16 protein-coding genes are annotated in these 16,365 nt (G+C 63.9%); 8 read left to right on the top strand and 8 right to left on the bottom strand.

Going from position 1 to position 16,365, the window contains the following annotated elements:
* Positions 1-8: 8 nt before the first annotated feature.
* Positions 9-2,579, bottom strand: a complete 2,571-nt coding sequence (gene cckA, locus NKJ80_RS20630) for a cell cycle histidine kinase CckA (protein ID WP_023670922.1) — start codon at positions 2,577-2,579, stop codon at positions 9-11.
* Positions 2,580-2,784: 205 nt separating this feature from the next.
* Between cckA and NKJ80_RS20625 the strand changes: the two genes are divergently transcribed.
* Positions 2,785-3,501, top strand: a complete 717-nt coding sequence (locus tag NKJ80_RS20625; RefSeq protein WP_352498218.1) for a hypothetical protein — start codon at positions 2,785-2,787, stop codon at positions 3,499-3,501.
* A 175-nt stretch (positions 3,502-3,676) separates the two neighbouring features.
* Here the strand turns inward: NKJ80_RS20625 and dksA are convergent, their stop codons facing one another.
* Positions 3,677-4,093 (bottom strand): RNA polymerase-binding protein DksA, encoded by a 417-nt coding sequence (dksA, locus tag NKJ80_RS20620; protein ID WP_023673491.1) that lies wholly within the window; start codon positions 4,091-4,093, stop codon positions 3,677-3,679.
* Positions 4,094-4,348: 255 nt separating this feature from the next.
* On the opposite strand from dksA, the gene NKJ80_RS20615 reads away from it, so the two are divergent.
* From NKJ80_RS20615 to NKJ80_RS20600, 4 genes are all read left to right on the top strand, one after another.
* Positions 4,349-4,852, top strand: a complete 504-nt coding sequence (locus NKJ80_RS20615) for a SixA phosphatase family protein (protein ID WP_023693370.1) — start codon at positions 4,349-4,351, stop codon at positions 4,850-4,852.
* Positions 4,853-4,938: 86 nt separating this feature from the next.
* A complete protein-coding gene (locus NKJ80_RS20610) occupies positions 4,939-6,417 on the top strand; it encodes a YcjX family GTP-binding protein (RefSeq protein WP_352498217.1) in 1,479 nt (492 codons plus the stop codon).
* A complete protein-coding gene (locus NKJ80_RS20605) occupies positions 6,414-7,481 on the top strand; it encodes a YcjF family protein (RefSeq protein ID WP_352498216.1) in 1,068 nt (355 codons plus the stop codon). Before NKJ80_RS20610 ends, NKJ80_RS20605 begins: the two co-directional genes overlap by 4 nt.
* Positions 7,482-7,563: 82 nt before the next feature.
* Positions 7,564-8,112: a hypothetical protein gene (locus NKJ80_RS20600; RefSeq protein WP_023673495.1), complete on the top strand. Its 549-nt coding sequence runs from the start codon at positions 7,564-7,566 to the stop codon at positions 8,110-8,112.
* A gap of 343 nt (positions 8,113-8,455) precedes the next feature.
* Here NKJ80_RS20600 and NKJ80_RS20595 read toward each other — a convergent pair whose 3' ends face one another.
* The 3 genes from NKJ80_RS20595 to NKJ80_RS20585 all read right to left on the bottom strand — a co-directional run bounded on the left by NKJ80_RS20595 (position 8,456) and on the right by NKJ80_RS20585 (position 11,164).
* Positions 8,456-8,722 carry a hypothetical protein gene (locus NKJ80_RS20595; RefSeq protein ID WP_352498215.1) on the bottom strand — a complete coding sequence of 89 codons (267 nt, stop codon included), beginning with the start codon at positions 8,720-8,722 and terminating at the stop codon, positions 8,456-8,458.
* Positions 8,723-8,905: 183 nt separating this feature from the next.
* Complete coding sequence (locus NKJ80_RS20590) at positions 8,906-10,114, bottom strand: MFS transporter (protein WP_023688655.1); 1,209 nt, start codon at positions 10,112-10,114, stop codon at positions 8,906-8,908.
* A 60-nt stretch (positions 10,115-10,174) separates the two neighbouring features.
* Complete coding sequence (locus NKJ80_RS20585; RefSeq protein ID WP_352498214.1) at positions 10,175-11,164, bottom strand: AraC family transcriptional regulator; 990 nt, start codon at positions 11,162-11,164, stop codon at positions 10,175-10,177.
* Positions 11,165-11,324: 160 nt separating this feature from the next.
* Here NKJ80_RS20585 and NKJ80_RS20580 point away from each other — a divergent pair, with 160 nt between their 5' ends.
* Together NKJ80_RS20580 and NKJ80_RS20575 are read left to right on the top strand one after the other, a co-directional pair.
* Positions 11,325-13,172, top strand: coding sequence for a monovalent cation:proton antiporter-2 (CPA2) family protein (locus tag NKJ80_RS20580; protein WP_352498213.1), 1,848 nt, complete (start codon positions 11,325-11,327; stop codon positions 13,170-13,172).
* Complete coding sequence (locus NKJ80_RS20575) at positions 13,172-13,720, top strand: DUF924 family protein (protein ID WP_031201589.1); 549 nt, start codon at positions 13,172-13,174, stop codon at positions 13,718-13,720. The genes NKJ80_RS20580 and NKJ80_RS20575 overlap by 1 nt, the downstream gene beginning before the upstream one ends.
* Here NKJ80_RS20575 and folK read toward each other — a convergent pair.
* From folK to folP, 3 genes are read right to left on the bottom strand one after another with little or no spacing between them, the layout of a single operon-like run.
* A complete protein-coding gene (gene folK / locus NKJ80_RS20570; protein WP_023688659.1) occupies positions 13,717-14,235 on the bottom strand; it encodes a 2-amino-4-hydroxy-6-hydroxymethyldihydropteridine diphosphokinase in 519 nt (172 codons plus the stop codon). The two genes, NKJ80_RS20575 and folK, sit on opposite strands and share 4 nt — an antisense overlap.
* Positions 14,219-14,578 (bottom strand): dihydroneopterin aldolase, encoded by a 360-nt coding sequence (gene folB, locus NKJ80_RS20565; protein ID WP_023673502.1) that lies wholly within the window; start codon positions 14,576-14,578, stop codon positions 14,219-14,221. Before folB ends, folK begins: the two co-directional genes overlap by 17 nt.
* 17 nt (positions 14,579-14,595) lie before the next feature.
* The gene (gene folP / locus NKJ80_RS20560) at positions 14,596-15,441 is read right to left on the bottom strand and encodes a dihydropteroate synthase (protein WP_023829677.1); all 846 of its coding nucleotides are present in this window, start codon (positions 15,439-15,441) and stop codon (positions 14,596-14,598) included.
* A 148-nt stretch (positions 15,442-15,589) separates the two neighbouring features.
* On the opposite strand from folP, the gene NKJ80_RS20555 reads away from it, so the two are divergent.
* Positions 15,590-16,210 carry a DUF922 domain-containing Zn-dependent protease gene (locus tag NKJ80_RS20555; protein WP_023728091.1) on the top strand — a complete coding sequence of 207 codons (621 nt, stop codon included), beginning with the start codon at positions 15,590-15,592 and terminating at the stop codon, positions 16,208-16,210.
* Positions 16,211-16,365 lie beyond the last annotated feature (155 nt).

The raw sequence follows: 16,365 nt of genomic DNA, 5'->3' as shown, positions 1-16,365 counted from the left end.
AGGGCGCCCTAGGACTCCAATACATCCTTGACCACGGTGGCCAGTTGCTTGAGGGAGAACGGCTTCGGCAGGAAGCCGAATTGCGCGTCCGGCGGCAGGTTTCTGGCGAAAGCGTCTTCGGCATAGCCGGACACGAAGACGAACTTGATGTCGGGCTGGCGCTTGCGCAGTTCGCCGAGCAGCGTCGGTCCGTCCATTTCCGGCATCACCACGTCTGACACGACGATATCGACCTTGCCGCCGAGCGCTTCGAAGACTTCCAGCGCCTCGACGCCCGAGGAGGCCTCATGGACGGTATAGCCGCGCGAGGTCAGCGCCCGCGAGCCGCCCATGCGCACGGCGTCTTCATCCTCGACGAGGAGCACAGTGGCCGAGCCCGACAGGTCCTTGGCGCTGTCGGCGGCTTTCACCGGCGCAGCCGGCGCCTCGCTGACGTCGCCGGGCTTCTTCGCCTCCACGATATGGCGCGGCAAGAAGATGCGGAAGGTCGAGCCCTTGCCGACTTCGGAATCGCAGAAGATGAAACCGCCGGTCTGCTTGATGATGCCATAGACCATCGACAGGCCAAGGCCGGTGCCTTTGCCGACTTCCTTGGTGGTGAAGAACGGCTCAAAGATCTTCTTCAGCACGTCCGGCGCAATGCCCGAGCCGCTATCCTCGACCTCGACCACGACATAGTCGGCAGGCGTGAGCTCGCGGTAGGAGAAGCTCTTGCATTGTTCGGCGGTGACGTTGCGGGTGCGCACGGTGAGGTCGCCGCCAGCCGGCATGGCGTCGCGTGCGTTGACGGCCAGGTTGACCACCACCTGCTCGAACTGGCCGATATCGACCTTGACCGGCCACAAATCGCGGCCGTGGTCGACCTTCAGCTTGATCTCGTTGCCAACCAGGCGGGCAAGCAGCATCCGGAGATCGGCAAGCACGTCGGTCAGGTTCAGCACTTCCGGCCGCAATGTCTGCTTGCGCGAGAAGGCGAGCAACTGCCGCACCAGCGAGGCCGCCCGGTTGGCATTCTGCTTGATGTTCATGATGTCGGGGAAGGACGGGTCCGACGGCCGGTGATTGGTCAGCAAAAGATCCGACGCCATGATGATGGCGGTCAGCACATTGTTGAAGTCGTGGGCGATGCCGCCGGCGAGCTGTCCGACTGCCTGCATCTTCTGGCTCTGCGCCATCTGGCCCTCGAGCGCCTTCTGCTCGGTGGTCTCGACGGCATAGACGATGGCCGATTCCTCGGCGCCCTCGCCGGTGCCGTCGGCGACGGCGTTGACGTAGAAGCGGATGTGACGCTCCTCATTGCCGGGCAGCAGCGTGTCGATCGGCTCGATGTCGGCCTGCCTCAGCCGCGCCTTCTCGAAGGCGGCGGCAAAGGCCGGCCGGTCGCGCTCATGGATCACGGTGTCCAGCCGCACGCGGCGGTCAACCGCGTCGCCGTCGACGACGGAAGAAAACAGCGACAGGAACGGCGCGTTGGTGCGCAGGATGCGGCCGCCATTGTCGACGGCGGCAATGGCCATCGGCGTCGAATTGAAGAAGCGAGTGAAGCGTACCTCCGAAGCCCGAAGATCGGCCGATGCGTCCTCGCCCTGCGTGCGGTTGAGCACGATGGTGCGGGTGGGACCGTTGGTCCCCTCGCGGCTGGCCGAGACCCGATGCATGAAGCGCACCGGCAGCGCCTCGCCGGTCGTCGTCGTAAGATCGAGATCGATGACGGCGTTGCGGGTGGTGCCGGGATCGGCCTTGACCGAGCGCACCAGCGCCATGCCGTCGCCGGCGACGATTTCCGGGAGTGTCACGGCGCCAGGGGTGAAGCTCGCCAGATCGATGCCCAGCCATTCGGCGAGCGTGGCGTTGATGTAGGTGACACGGCCTTCCTGGTCGGCCGAGAAGAAACCGGCCGGCGCATGGTCGAGATGGTCGATGGCCTTCTGCAAGTCGAGGAAGAAACGCTCCTGCTCGGCCCGTTCCTGCGAGATATCGGCAAGCTGCCAGGCAAGCATCGGCAGGCGCTGACCGGGAACGCTGAAGGTCCGGGCCCGCGCCCGGTACCAGCGCGCGCCGGGTTCGGCGCCCGGCCTGATCGACTGTGCTAGCCGGAACTCACCGTCGCCGGCCTGGCCATCGCGCAAGCCCGAGGCCAGCCGGTATATGGTCACCGAAGCTTCGGGGACATCGGAAAGCAGGCCTTCGACCGTCTTCAGATCGGCGGCCGACGCAGCACCGGTCATCTCGGCGTAGGCCCGGTTGGCGTAGACGACGCGGCCCTTGGTGTCGGTGACGATCAGGCCCTGCGACATCGAATCGACGAAGGCCTTCGACAGTTCGTCCCCGGTCGAACGCGGCGCGATCTGCACGAAGCCGATGGCCGTGGCGAACAGGAAGCCGACGCCGATCATGGCAAGCACGCCCAGCATGCCGAGCAGGAACGGATCGCCAAGACGCTCGCGGAAAATGCCGAAAACGATCGCGGCCCCAGTCAGGACGATGATGAACACGATGAGCCGGGTAACCGCGCCTGGCCGCGTGTTCTGATCGACGATCGGTACCGGATAGAAATCGCCTCGCGTTTCCCTGGCCATATGCCCCCTGCTCGTGAGTTGTCCGACACCGCCCCCGGCCGGTTGAATCACATTCTCCTAATCCGGAAAAGGCCTTGGCGGCAAATGTCGGATAAAAATGACGCGTCGGTGTTTTCAAGCTGTTCACGAAGCGTGAAGGCAACTTGCGGTGGCTGGCCGCAACGGTCTAGTGTCCCTCCACTTCAAAAGCCGATTGGGGGCACCGATGCAGTGGCTGGATAATGTGGCGGGTCCCGGATATGCCGCAGCGCTGCTGTGGACGTTTGCTGCCCTTGTCCTGCTGGTCATCGTGCTCATCATCATCAGGCTGGTCCGCAACCTGACCTTCGGCACCTTCGTTGCCGGCGGCAGGAACCGCAAGACACGGCTGGCGGTCATGGACGCGACGGCGGTCGACAGCCACCGCCGGCTGGTGCTCATCCGTCGCGACGACATCGAACACCTGCTTTTGATCGGCGGCCCGACCGACGTTGTCGTCGAGCGCGATATCAGACTTGCAGCGCCACGCCGTCCGGCATTGACCGGCGATGGCGGTGTTGGCCAGCAGCAACAGGCGCCGCGGCCGCGCGCAGCACAACCCGCTCCGGCCACGCCCGCAAGGCAGGCGCCGCCGCCGCAACCGGTAAGGGCTGCTCCGGCCGCCGTTCCGCCGCGCCAGGCCGCGCCGGCGCCGAAACCGGCTCAAATCTACCAGGCGAGCAATGTGACACCGCTGCCGGCCTATGGCTCCGCCGCCAATACTGCCCGGCAGGCCCCGCCACCGAAGCATGAGTCCATCGACGATACCCTGATGCGGGAGCTCGAGGTCTCGCTCGACGATTCGCACCCCAAACCGGCAAGCAAGCCGGCTGCGAAGGCACCGCAGTCTCTCGACGACGAGATGACCAAGCTGCTCGGCGAACTCGCCAGCCAGAAACGATAAAGCCCGGCGAACCGTCACATCTTGCCGATTCCCGATCGGAACGGCGCTTAAAGCGCGTCGTCCGTTTCAGCGCAACGCGCTTTAACTTCGTGCGACTAAACCCTTCGGCCAAAAACAGAAATGGCCGGGAAACCCGGTCATTTCTGATGAAACAGTCCTGCCTGACGGCAGCGGCTCAATCGTCGCGATAGACCTTCTCGCGGCGTTCGTGGCGCTCCTGCGCTTCGATCGACAAGGTCGCGATCGGACGCGCGTCGAGACGCTTCAGCGCGATCGGCTCGCCGGTTTCCTCGCAATAGCCGTAAGTGCCTTCATCGATGCGCTGCAGCGCCGAATCGATCTTTGAAATGAGCTTGCGCTGGCGGTCGCGGGCGCGAAGCTCGATGGCGCGGTCGGTTTCCGAGGAAGCGCGATCGGCGAGATCGGGGTGGTTGGCGTTTTCCTGCTGCAGGATTTCGAGTGTTTCGCGCGCTTCGCGCAGTATGTCGGTCTTCCAGGTGACGAGCTTCAGGCGAAAGTAGGATTTCTGCCGTTCGTTCATGAACGGCTCGTCTTCGGAGGGTACGTAATTGGCTGTAACGATATCGTTCATTCGACTCACCCAACAACCCCAAATTTGGCGCCTATATATTCGCGCAGAGAAGGCTGCACAAGCGTAATCCGCGCGCGTTTCACGCAATTATTAATGCCCGCGCGGGCGATCCTCAGCAAAGCCTTCCATAGCAGGGGCGCGGGCGAATTCGCACATGATTCGTTGCGCTTGGGCGGCGGCGCCCATTGTGCCTCAGGCCTTTCTCGTGGCTAATCCAGTTGTGTCATTGGTGGGCAGCACACCATTGGGGGTCCGGTGAGCAGACTGTATCTGTTGAGGCATGCGAAGGCTGGCTGGGCCCTGCCCGGCGTGCGCGACTTCGATCGCCCGCTCGACGCATCCGGCATTGCCGATGCCGAAATGATGGGGACGGCGATGCGTGCCCGCAACTACATCCCCGATATCACGCTCTGCTCCAACGCCAAGCGGGCGCGCCAGACGCTGGAAGGCATCGCCGGCCACACCGATACCGGCCGGGTGCTGTTCTTCGACACGCTCTACAGCGAGGATGCCGCCGGCTACCTCGCCATCATCCGCAGCAATGGCGGCCCCGGCTCGCTGCTGGTCATCGGCCACAATCCGATGACGGAAGACCTTGCCATGGCGGTCTCGGGCGACGGCGACGAGGCTGCTCGGGCCATCATGAACCATGGTTTCCCGACCTCCGGCCTTGCGGTCGTGCGCTTCGACGGCACCCTCACCGAGGCTGCGCAAGGCGCGGGCTACCTCGAAGCCTTCCTGACGCCCGTCGATCTCTGAGCCGAGCCGGCCGAGGCCGGGCGCCATTTCAAACTTGAACCGCAAAGCCTATATCGGGCGCAAGAGCACGCCTGAGAGAACAGATTTTGGCATCATCGCTGACCACTTTCACCGACGAAGCGAGAATTGCCCTGGATACGCTGTCGGGGCGTGCGAGCGGGCTTTTTTCGCCGTCGCTTCGGCTGGGCGTCACCGGCCTGTCCCGGGCCGGCAAGACGGTGTTCATCTCGGCTCTCGTCCACAATCTCATCCATGGCGGGCGCCTGCCGCTGTTCGAGGCGCAGAAGTCGGGACGGATCGCTCGCGCCTTCCTCGAGGAACAGCCGGACGATGCCGTGCCGCGTTTTCAGTACGAGGACCATATCTCCGCCCTGGTCAACGACCGTGTCTGGCCGGACTCGACGCGCGCCATTTCGGAACTCAGGCTCACCATCGAATATGAGTCTGCCTCCGGTTGGAACCGGATGTTTTCCAGCGGCCGATTGTCGGTCGACATCGTCGACTACCCCGGCGAATGGCTGCTCGACCTGCCGCTGCTCGGCAAATCCTTCGCCGATTTTTCGCATGAAGCTTTTGAGATGGCTATGCTGCCGGTGCGGGCCGACCTGTCGCAGGACTGGCGGGCGCTGTCGGCGAGGATCGACCCCAATGCCGACGCCGACGAGATGACGGCGCGGCGCCTCGCCGAGAGTTTTGCCGCCTACCTCAAGGCCTGCAAGCTCGACGAGCGGGCGCTTTCGACCTTGCCGCCCGGCCGTTTCCTGATGCCTGGCGACCTCGAGGGATCGCCGGCGCTGACCTTCGCGCCCTTGCTGCTCAAGGGTGAGAAACGGCCGCGCTCCGGCTCGCTGCAAGCGATGATGGAGCGCCGCTACGAGGCCTACAAGACGCATGTGGTGAAACCGTTCTTCCGCGAACACATCACCCGCCTCGACCGCCAGATCGTGGTGATCGACGCCATGCAGGCGCTGAACGCCGGCCCCGGCGCGATGGCCGACCTGGAACGCGCGGTGACCGAAATCCTCTCCTGTTTCCGTCCTGGCCGAAGCAATTTCCTCACCGACCTGTTTTCACGCCGCATCGACCGCATCCTGGTTGCCGCGACCAAGGCCGACCATTTGCATCACGAAAGCCATGACCGGCTGCAGGCAATCGTGCGGCGGCTTGCCGACCGCGCCGTGGCGCGGGCAAATTTCACCGGCGCCGATGTCGACGTGGTCGCCATGGCGGCGGTGCGCGCGACGCGCGAAGGCACGGTCAAGCAAGGCCGCGAAACCCTGCCGGTGATCATCGGCACGCCGCTGAAGGGCGAGAAGATCAACGGCGAAACCTTTGATGGTAAAGCCGAAACCGCCATATTTCCCGGGGACTTGCCGGAGAAAATTGACGCGGTTTTCGACGTTTCCGAAGCCGACCACCGGCAGAGCAGCGACGATCCGGCGATCCGTTTCGTGCGCTTTCGCCCGCCAAAGCTCGAACGCACCGCCGAAGGCGTCACGCTGTCGCTGCCGCATATCAGGCTCGACCGCGCCTTGCAGTTCCTGATCGGAGACCATCTGGCATGACCGCGCCCCGCAGACCGGCAGCTTTCCGCATCGACCCGGAGGCCGAACCGAAGCAGGAAACGCGCCGCCCCCATGCCGAGCCGCCGGCACGCAAGTCGCGCGCCGTCGTCGTGCCGGCCGAGATCGATCTCTTCGACGAACCCGACATTGTCGCCGCCGAACCGCCGCCGGCGACCGCGCCGCGCAGGCGCTCGCTGTTTGCCAGCCTGTTTTTCGGCGCGGTCGGCGTGCTGGTTTCGCTCGCCGTCGGCCTGTGGACCGACCAACTCATCCGCGACCTGTTCGAGCGCGCAGAGTGGCTGGGGTGGCTGGCAGCGGGAATGGCCGCAATTGCCGTGTTGGCGCTCGCTGTCGTGCTGGTGCGGGAATTCCTGGCTATTGCCCGGCTGGCCGAGGTCGAAAAACTGCAAAAGCGGGCGCTCGATGCCGTGGCGCGCGACGATCCGAAGGCTGCAAGGGCCGTCGTCGAAGAGCTTTCGGCCTTTGTCGCTGCGAAACCCGAAACCGCGGCCGGCAGGCGCTCCCTGGCCGAATTGCGCGGCGAGATCATCGATGGCGGCAATCTGGTGCGACTGGCCGAGACCGAGATTCTCGGGCCGCTCGATGCGAGAGCCAAGGTGATGATCCTCGAAGCAGCCAAACGCGTGTCGCTGGTCACCGCCGTCAGCCCCCGCGCACTCGTAGACGTTGCCTATGTCGTGTTCGAGGCCGGGCGCCTGATCCGCCGCTTGTCCGAACTCTACGGCGGCAGGCCGGGCACGCTGGGCTTTTTCCGGCTGGCGCGCAGCGTTCTTGCCCATCTGGCGGTGACCGGCTCGATCGCCTTCGGCGACAGCTTTGTCCAGCAGATCGTCGGCCATGGCCTTGCCGCACGGCTTTCGGCGAAACTCGGCGAAGGCGTGGTCAACGGCATGATGACGGCGCGTATCGGCATTGCTGCCATGGAGACGGCGCGGCCCCTGCCCTTCATTGCCGGCAGGCGGCCGGGTATGGGCGATTTCCTGTCGGCGCTGACCTCGTTTGCGGCCAGAAAAGAGAATGAAGCACCCGCCTCGACCAAGTGAACGCCCTCTCGCGGTCACCAAGCATTAACCAATCTTGTTCATGGTCGTCCGACAACAGCCTCCTTGTTGCCGGGTGTCGTCTATGAAAAGCGTAATCTTGTCCTGCGTCCTGCCCCTGGTCGCGCTTGCAGCACCTCTGGGCCCGACCGGGAAAGCCTTTGCAGCCGAGCCCGACAAACAGTTCTTCCGCACCGTCGAAGGCAAATGGGTCGGCCCGGGCGAAATCATCGCCGGCAAATACAAGGGCACGAAGTTCACCTGCAGCTTCGACGGCTCGACGCCGGACAACAAGACCGGCATGACGCTCGATGGCGACTGCCGCGTCGGTGTCTTCACCCAGAAAATGTCGGCGACCGTCGAGCGCAAGGGCCGCGACTACAAGGGAAATTTCATGGGCGGCGCCGCGGGGTCGGGCCTGGACATCATCGGCGGCAACGTGGTCGATGCCCGCAAAGTCGTCTTCACCATCAACCGCAACCAGCTGCGCGGCGTCATGCAGGCCCGCATTCCCGACGACAATTCGATGACGGTGACCATCGCCGTGCGCGTCGACCAGCAGCTGGTGCCGGTCATCGGCATGAGCCTCAAGCGCGTCGATGCCGTCGAAGTTGGCTCCATCGCCAAAAACTGACTCTCAAGCGGTTCCCCCAAAAAGCGCGGAACGGGGTTGCACTGCGCGATAGCTGAGCGATTCCGCTCAGCTCGATGTCGGGAAATGACAGGCCACCTTGCGGCCGGCTCGGCGCTCCTCAAGCACGGGCCGCTCGGTGCGGCACCTTTCTGCCGCGATCGGACATGTGGCGCGCAACCGACGATGTCAGCGTCTCCGACGGCCCAAGCCACAGCAAGGCCAACGTGTCAGGGTCCTGTGCGTGCCGGCCGTCCTTCGTGTCAGCGCGATGCGCTTTAAGAACACCAGCAAAAAAGGCGGCGGCTACTCGAGCCACCGCCTTTCTCAATTTCCGAACGAAGAATCAGCCCTTGATGGCGGCCGTCAGCTCGTCATAGGCCTTGCAGGCGTCGGCCGGCGTGGTGGCGCCCTGATATTTGGTCGTCACAGCCTGCACCTTGGCGGTCAGGTCGGCGGCCTTGGACGGATCCTTCGTGATCGCTTGCTGCAGCGCGGCGGTCATTTCCTGCGCCTTCTTGGCCGCGATTTCCTGCGTGCATTCAGGCGCCTTCGAACAGGCCGATGCGGCGAGCATGGCGACACCCACGCCGACGAGCAAAAACTTCTTCATGTCAGTCATTCTCCTCACGAAGGCAGAACTTGATCGTCGCTGCCTTCCAACGGCCGAAGCCTGGCGTCCCATAGCCGCCGATTGCGGCAAAACGCAACGTGTGCGGCGCATAAACTTGTGCAGCGCTGCTGCAACGGCGCGGACGGCCTGATTGAGGCCGCCCGTGTCAGACGAAGCAAGGTTTCAGCCACGAGGCTGCAGCAGCGCCAGTGCGGCCGTCGCCGCGGCAAGGACGGCGGTTAGGGTCAAAGGTCCCGTAGCGCCATAGGTGTCCACGACATAGCCGCCGACAACCGCACCGACGGTGATGGCAACCTGGAAGGAAGTGACCATCAGGCTGCCTGCTGCTTCCAGCGCATCAGGTGCCGCGCGAGACATATTGGTCGGCAGCACCACCGGCGCCATGCCGAAGGCGAAGCCCCACAGCGTAACAAAGCCGAAGGCAACGCCGGTTTGCGCGCCCCAAAGCACCAAAGCGAGTGCCGCAAACGCCATCAACGCGGCGGTTACTGCGAGGGCCATGTGGATGTTGGTGTCGGCCAGGCGGCCACCGGCAATATTGCCGATCACAGCGGCGATGCCGAACCCGAGCAGCGCCAGGGCAATCGGCCCGGTTGTGAGGAGCGTCACCTGTTCGAGGAACGGGCGCACATAGACCGAGCCGGCAAAATGCCCGGTCATCAGCAGAACAATGGCAAGCATACCGAGTTGGATGCCACGCCGCCGTGTCAGCCGAAAGACGTCTGCAAGGCTGTTGCTTGCCGCCGCAGGCAAGGTCGGCAGGCTGAGAAGCTGCAGCAGCATGGCAAGCGCGGCCAGCCCCGCCGTCATGGCCATGGCGCTGCGCCATCCCAGCCAGTCACTGATCAACGCACCCATCGACGGCGCGGCAATGGTGGCGAGCGAGACGCCGAGGGTCACGATCGCCATGCCGCGACCTGTCGCATTGGCGCCAACCAGCCGCGCCACGACGGCAACGGAAAGTGCCCAGAAAGCGCTAAGAGCGATCCCCAACCCGGCCCGGCCCAGCAACAGCAGCCAGAAATTGGGCGCCAGCGCCGCAAGAATATTGGAACCGACCGCCAGGGCCATGAGGCCAACCAGCACCGCCTTGCGGTTCAATCGGCCGATGAGAACATTGCTCAACATGGCCGTCACGGCGCCAACGGAAGCGGTGGCGGTGACGACCTGTCCGGCCGTTCCCTCGCTGATGCCGAGATCGCGCGCCATCGGCGTCAACAGACCTGCCGGCAAGAACTCGGCTGACACCAGGGCAAAGCTGGTTGCCGCCAATGATAGGACCGCGAACCAGGTGGCCGCGCTCCACGCGGCTGGTGCATCGGCATCAAGGCCGATGGCGGCGTCTTCAAGCTGTAATGTTGTGTCAGTCACGGGAAGATCTCCAAAGTTTGGAGATCTTAGATAGGCGAGTCCGTCCGGATGTTATGTACCTTAAAATCCGAAATTCATATCCATTCGTCCGGGAATTGTGCGACGCACAACGCCTGGCGAGACATTGGTGATGCGCTTGAACGCGCGGGCGAAGGACGCCTCGGAATCATAGCCCAAACGGGTAGCGACTTCGGCAACAGACAAGCCGTTTTGGCCCAGCAATTCGCGGGCAAGCTGCATGCGCAGGCGGGCGAGATAATGTGCGGCACCCTCCCCCAATACCGCGCTGAAGCGCTCGGCGAAAATCGAACGCGATTGGCCTGCCACACCGGCGAGGCTTCCCAGCGTCCAGTTGTGGCCGGGGTCGCGGTGCATGGCCGCCAGAGCGCGCCCTATATGGGGGTCTCGGATGGCTGCGAGCCAACCGGTGGTCGAGGCGCCGTTGCAATTGACCCAGCACCGGATGAGCCTGGCTGTCAGCAAATCCGCCATACGCGACAGGATGGTGGCGCTGCCCATCTGCGGTTGCGCGGCCTCCACCGTCATGGCCGCCAGCAAAGGGCCGACCATCGGGTCATTGCCGGCTACGTCGCAACCCTTGATGAGAGGCGGCATCAACGTGATCAACGGATTGAGCGCACAGGAGCCGAGAGACATGGAGCCGCAGAAAAGGGTGCTTGTCGCGCCCGTTCCCTGCCGTATCACTTCGCAAACGTTGCCGCCCAACTTGATCACCTGGCAGCCCTCGAGCGAATCGCCCACCACGTCCGGCGCACTCGCCAGCCGATGGGCGATGCCTTGCGGCAGCAGCACCAGATCGCCATCGCGCAACTCCTGCCAGCCTTGCGCTTCGGTGTGAATCCAGCATGGACCCTGGCCGACAAAGTGAAAACGAAGCAGTTGTTGTTGCGGAAAGTCTATGCTCCATGGGTGCCGGAGTTCGCAGCGGCCATAGTTGACACCACTCAAGCGAAAGTCTTGCAGAACTTCGCTGAGCGCATCCATCGGGATATGTGGCAGCGGCGACGGCCGGGACGAATAATCAGGCATTTGTCAGATATAGATACCGGCCGTCCGACAGGCAAGCGCAGACTGTTGTTCCACCGGGGAATCGCTGCCGCGGCACCCTACCCATCCTGGCAGGCTTCCCGCCCTTGCCTCCCGCTCCCAGTGCATGCAAGGAGTGCTGTCGGACACAGGGACAAGAGGCATGGCAGCGGAAGCATCGGGCAGCGATCTCATTCAGGTGGTGGCGCTGCTTGCCGCAGGCGTCGTCGCCGTTCCGATCTTCAAACGCATGGGGCTGGGCTCGATCCTCGGCTATCTCGCCGCGGGCGTGGTCATCGGCCCGTTCGGTATTGGCATTTTTTCCGAATCGGAAGCCATCCTGCATGTCGCCGAACTCGGCGTGGTCATGTTCCTGTTCATCATCGGGCTGGAGATGCAGCCGTCGCGGCTATGGGGCCTGCGCCGCGAGATTTTCGGCCTCGGCGCGCTGCAGGTCGGCGTCTGCGCCTTGCTGCTCACCGGTGTTGGTCTCGCCGGCGGCTTTCCGATCGCGCAATCCTTCGTTGCCGGCGCCGGCTTTGTCCTGACCTCGACGGCGATCGTCATGCAGCTTCTGGAAGAGCGTGGCGAGATGGCCAGCCCCAAGGGCCAGCGCATCGTGTCCATCCTGCTGCTCGAGGATCTGGCAATCGTGCCGCTTCTGGCGCTGGTCGCCTTCCTGGCGCCGGGCGGCAGCGAGATGACCCTGCAGCAAAGGCTGACCGAAATCGGCATCGGTCTTGGCGCCATCGTCGGGCTGGTGGTGGCCGGCCGCTATCTGCTCAACCCGTTCTTCCGCATCCTGGCCGACGCCAAGGCGCGCGAGGTGATGACGGCGGCAGCACTTCTGGTCGTGCTGGGGTCGGCGCTGGTCATGCAGCTTTCCGGCCTGTCGATGGCGATGGGCGCGTTCCTGGCCGGCGTGCTGTTGTCGGAATCGACTTTCCGCCACCAGCTGGAGGCCGACGTCGAGCCATTCCGCGGCATCCTGCTTGGCCTGTTCTTCCTCGCCGTCGGCATGTCGCTCGACCTGCATGTGGTGGCCGACAACTGGCGGCTGATCGCCGTCTATGTCGTCGCCTACATGGCGATGAATGCGCTCGGCATCTACCTCGTCGCCCGCATGCTGAAGAGCGGTCATCGTGAAGCGCTGGAACGCGCCGTGATCATGGCGCAAGGCGGCGAATTCGCCTTCGTCCTCTATTCGGCCGCAGCGGCGGTTGGCATCATCGACAGCCGGGCCAACGCAACGCTGACCGCTATCATCATCATCTCCATGGTGCTGACGCCGCTGGCGATCATTGCGCTCAAATATGTGACGCCGCGCGACGAGCAGTCGCTTGAAGGCGTCGACATCGCCGACGGCCTTACCGGCAGTGTGCTGGTCATCGGCTTCGGCCGTTTCGGCCAGATCGCCAGCCAGCCGCTTTTGTTGCGCGGCATCGATGTGTCGATCATCGACAATGATGTCGAAATGATCCAGGCGGCCGCCGATTTCGGCTTCAAGGTCTATTATGGCGACGGCACGCGGCTCGACATTCTGCGCGCCGCAGGTGCAGGCCGCGCCCGCGCCGTGCTGATCTGCGTCGACAAGCCGGACGCCACGGTGCGCATGGCGGAACTGATCAAGGCGGAGTTCCCGTTGCTGACTGTCCTGGCGCGTGCCTTCGATCGCGGCACCGCCCTGTCGCTCATCCGCGCCGGGGTCGACTTCCAGCTGCGCGAGACCTTCGAATCGGCCCTCGTCTTCGGCGGTTCCGCGCTCGAGGTTTTGGGCGTCGAGCCGGAAGATGTCGCCGATGTCATCGAGGATGTGCGACGGCGCGACAATGCCCGACTGGAGACGCAGTTGGCCGAAGGCGTCCGCGCCGGGCAACGTTTCCTCAGGGGCAATACCGGCACGCCGATCCCGACGCCGCTGACGCAACCGCGCCGGCCCGGCCAGGCGCTGAACGAAGAGACGGCCGGCGTGCTGCACAAGCCCGAGCCCGCCGATCAGGGGGAAAGCTGATGGCCGCATTGGATGAGCGCGCGCTCGCCGTCACAAAATTCTGGCGCGAGGCCGGCGAAGACGCGTGGTTCGAGAAGAACGACGCCTTCGACGCGAATTTCCGCAGCAGGTTTCTCGACCTGCACTTTGCCGCCGCGCGGCGCGAGTGCGACGCATGGTCGGAGCATGCCGAGGGTTCGCTGGCGCTGATGATCCTGCTCGACCAGTTTCCACGCAACTGCTTTCGCGGCTCAGGCCATATGTACGCCACCGATCCGCTGGCAAGGCATTTTGCCGCCAAGGCAATCGCCGCCGGCCATGACCTTTCGCTGGAAGAAAACCTGCGCGTCTTCCTGTACCTGCCCTACGAACATTCGGAACTGCCCGCCGACCAGGACAGATCGGTCGAGCTCACCACCGCCAGGGCGCCGGAGTATGTGAAATACGCCATCGAGCACCGCGACATCATCCAGCGCTTCGGCCGCTTTCCGCACAGGAACAAGATGCTTGGCCGCGAGACGACGGCGGACGAACAGGCATTTCTCGATGGCGGCGGCTTCTCCGGTTAACCCAGCCACCAATCGCGGCCGGAAGCCAGCCGCTCTATGCCTGACGTATCGACGGCGCTGAGCCGCTCGGTCACGCTCCTGCCGCCCACCGCCAGATCCGGCGCGATCTCTGCCAAGGGCGCCAGCACGAAGGCGCGCTCCACCATTCGGGGATGCGGCACCTCCAGCCCGGTTTCGTGGATTGTGCGGTCGCCGAACACCAATATGTCGATGTCGATCAGGCGCGGACCCCAGCGCTCCTCGCGCACCCGCTTCAGCTTGCGCTCGGCCTCGAGGCAGAGGTCGAGCAGCGCCCTTGGCGCCAGCGAGGTCGAGATTTCGGCAGCGGCGTTGAGGAAATCCGGCTGGTCGAGCTTGCCCCAGGGCGGCGTGCGATAGAGCGAGGAGACGGCGATGACACGCGTGTTCTCGTCGGCGTCCAGCAGGCGCAGCGCCGTGGCCATCGAGGCCGAGGGATCGCCGAGATTGCCGCCAAGGCTGAGATAGACCGTGTTATTGTTACTCTGGCCAGACAACGGTCACCTCGACATAATCGAGCACGCCGGGCACCGGTGCGTTGGGCTTGCGCACGGTGATCTCGGCCTTCCTGATCTGCGGAAACCGTGAAGTCAGCGCCTTCGCCACTTCGAGCGCCAGCGCCTCGATCAGGAAACGGCGATGTCCAGTGACGATCTTTTCAATCACCGTGAAGGCGATGCCGTAATTGACGGTATCCTCGATGGAATCATCCTCCAGCGGGCGGCTGGGCTCGACCGTCAACTCGGCATCGACATAAAAACGCTGGCCAAGCGCCTCTTCCTCATCCAGCACGCCGTGCCGGGCAAAGAAGGCGCAGTTCTTCATGCGGATGACGTACATTTCTTAGTGTCCTGGGCTCAGCGTCCTGGCTTTTCGCGCGCCAGCATAGCATCGGCGACGGCCAGTGCGTCCATGTTGATTGCGACATCGTGAACGCGAAACAGATCGGCGCCCTTCAGCCTCAGGATGACACTGGTGGCTGCCGTCCCGGCGGCGCGCGCGCCGGCTTCGCGGCCGGTGACGGTGCCGATGAAGCGTTTTCTGGAGGTGCCGGCCATCAAGGGAAAACCGAGCTCCTTAAGCTCGGAAAACCGCGCCATCAGGTCGAGGTTTTCCTCAGCCGTCTCCTTGGCGAAGCCGAAGCCGGCATCGAGTACGATATGATCGTCCGCAACGCCGCTGCGCCTGGCGATTTCCAGCGAAGCCTTGAGGAACAAAAACTGGTCGGCGATGACGTCGGGCAGTTTTTGCCGCTCGCGCCCGGTATGCATGATGACCAGTCCGGCGCCGGTCTCGGCGGCGACGCGGGCGATGCCGGGTTCACGCTGCAAGCCCCAGACATCGTTGACGATATGCGCGCCGGCGGCGACGGCGAGGCGCGCGGTTTCCTCGCGATAGGTGTCGACCGAAATCAGGGCTTCGCCTGAACCGGCGAGTGCTGCGATCACCGGCAGGATGCGGCCCTGCTCTTCTTCAACAGTTACGGGCGATGCGCCGGGGCGTGTGGATTCCCCGCCGATGTCGATGACGGCGGCGCCCTCTTGCGCCATACGGCGCGCCTGCGCCACCGCCTGATCGGGCGTGATGAACAGTCCGCCATCCGAAAAACTGTCCGGCGTGACGTTGAGAATGCCGACCACAATAGCTTTCTCGCCAAGTTCGAGATGGCGCCCATGCGCCAGTTGCCATCGCCTTGTCGTCATTGTCCTTCAACCATGTGTCTCGTTGGCATGTGGCTCATTGGCATGTGGCTCATCGAGCGCTTGCAATCCATCAACGATGCGTGATCGGTGGAAGATCAATTCCGTTGCGCCGGCAACGGCCGTAAAGCAAGGTGAGTGAAGAGGCAACATGATGAAACGACCCCTGCTCTGCGCCCTGATGCTGGCTTTGACCGTCCTGCCGGCGAATGCTGCCAATCTGGTGAAGACTTACAGCTATTTTGCCATCGGCGGCAGCACGCTCGATGACATCGAGACGCAATTGTCGAAGCATGGACCCGAGGTGAAAAGCACCGGGATGCGGCATCCAGGCGCCACCCAGATGGCGTTCACCACCCGCATCAGCTACGCGCAAACCGCAGACACCTGCCGCATCGCCAAGGCCGCCGTTACCGTCAAGGTCAAGGTCATCCTTCCGGAGTGGCGCAGGCCGCGCAAGGCCGATCCCGATGTCAGGCTGTTCTGGGATACGCTGTCGGCCGACATCAAGCGCCATGAGGAGCGTCATGTCGAGATCGCCAAGAACCACGGCCGTCTGCTCGAAGACGCGCTGAACGCGAGCTTTGCGCAAAAGACCTGCGCCGGGGCAAAGGCGAAGGCGGCGCAGATCACCGCGGCCGAACTCGCCAGGCATGACCAGGACCAGTTGCGCTTCGACCGCGTCGAAGGCGTGAATTTTGAAAGCCGCATCCTGCGGCTGCTGCGCTACCGCATGCAGCGCGTCGAGAACGGCCAGCTTCCGCCCGGCTGAAACACGGACTGATACGAAGCCAATTCTGCCGAAACATGAGGCCAGCCCCAGAAAATTTTCGGGCATAGGTCGAAATCGGCCTATACGGGACGACATATGTCAGGCTCGCAAGATATGTCAGGCTGGCAAGGCCCGAGCTTCGAAACACCAGATCA

The organism is Mesorhizobium sp. M0030, assembly GCF_040323695.1.
GTDB lineage: Bacteria > Pseudomonadota > Alphaproteobacteria > Rhizobiales > Rhizobiaceae > Mesorhizobium.
Note: the sequence above shows the minus strand (reverse complement) of the source record. Positions and strands in the feature narration are given on the sequence as shown.

Excerpts from the sequence above, each read along its gene's own strand:
- cckA (WP_023670922.1), bottom strand. The coding sequence starts at position 2,579 with ATGGCCAGGGAAACGCGAGGCGATTTCTATCCGGTACCGATCGTCGAT.
- NKJ80_RS20625 (WP_352498218.1), top strand. The coding sequence starts at position 2,785 with ATGCAGTGGCTGGATAATGTGGCGGGTCCCGGATATGCCGCAGCGCTG.
- dksA (WP_023673491.1), bottom strand. The coding sequence starts at position 4,093 with ATGAACGATATCGTTACAGCCAATTACGTACCCTCCGAAGACGAGCCG.
- NKJ80_RS20605 (WP_352498216.1), top strand. The coding sequence starts at position 6,414 with ATGACCGCGCCCCGCAGACCGGCAGCTTTCCGCATCGACCCGGAGGCC.
- NKJ80_RS20600 (WP_023673495.1), top strand. The coding sequence starts at position 7,564 with ATGAAAAGCGTAATCTTGTCCTGCGTCCTGCCCCTGGTCGCGCTTGCA.
- NKJ80_RS20595 (WP_352498215.1), bottom strand. The coding sequence starts at position 8,722 with ATGAAGAAGTTTTTGCTCGTCGGCGTGGGTGTCGCCATGCTCGCCGCA.
- NKJ80_RS20585 (WP_352498214.1), bottom strand. The coding sequence starts at position 11,164 with ATGCCTGATTATTCGTCCCGGCCGTCGCCGCTGCCACATATCCCGATG.
- NKJ80_RS20580 (WP_352498213.1), top strand. The coding sequence starts at position 11,325 with ATGGCAGCGGAAGCATCGGGCAGCGATCTCATTCAGGTGGTGGCGCTG.
- NKJ80_RS20575 (WP_031201589.1), top strand. The coding sequence starts at position 13,172 with ATGGCCGCATTGGATGAGCGCGCGCTCGCCGTCACAAAATTCTGGCGC.
- folB (WP_023673502.1), bottom strand. The coding sequence starts at position 14,578 with ATGTACGTCATCCGCATGAAGAACTGCGCCTTCTTTGCCCGGCACGGC.
- folP (WP_023829677.1), bottom strand. The coding sequence starts at position 15,441 with ATGACGACAAGGCGATGGCAACTGGCGCATGGGCGCCATCTCGAACTT.
- NKJ80_RS20555 (WP_023728091.1), top strand. The coding sequence starts at position 15,590 with ATGATGAAACGACCCCTGCTCTGCGCCCTGATGCTGGCTTTGACCGTC.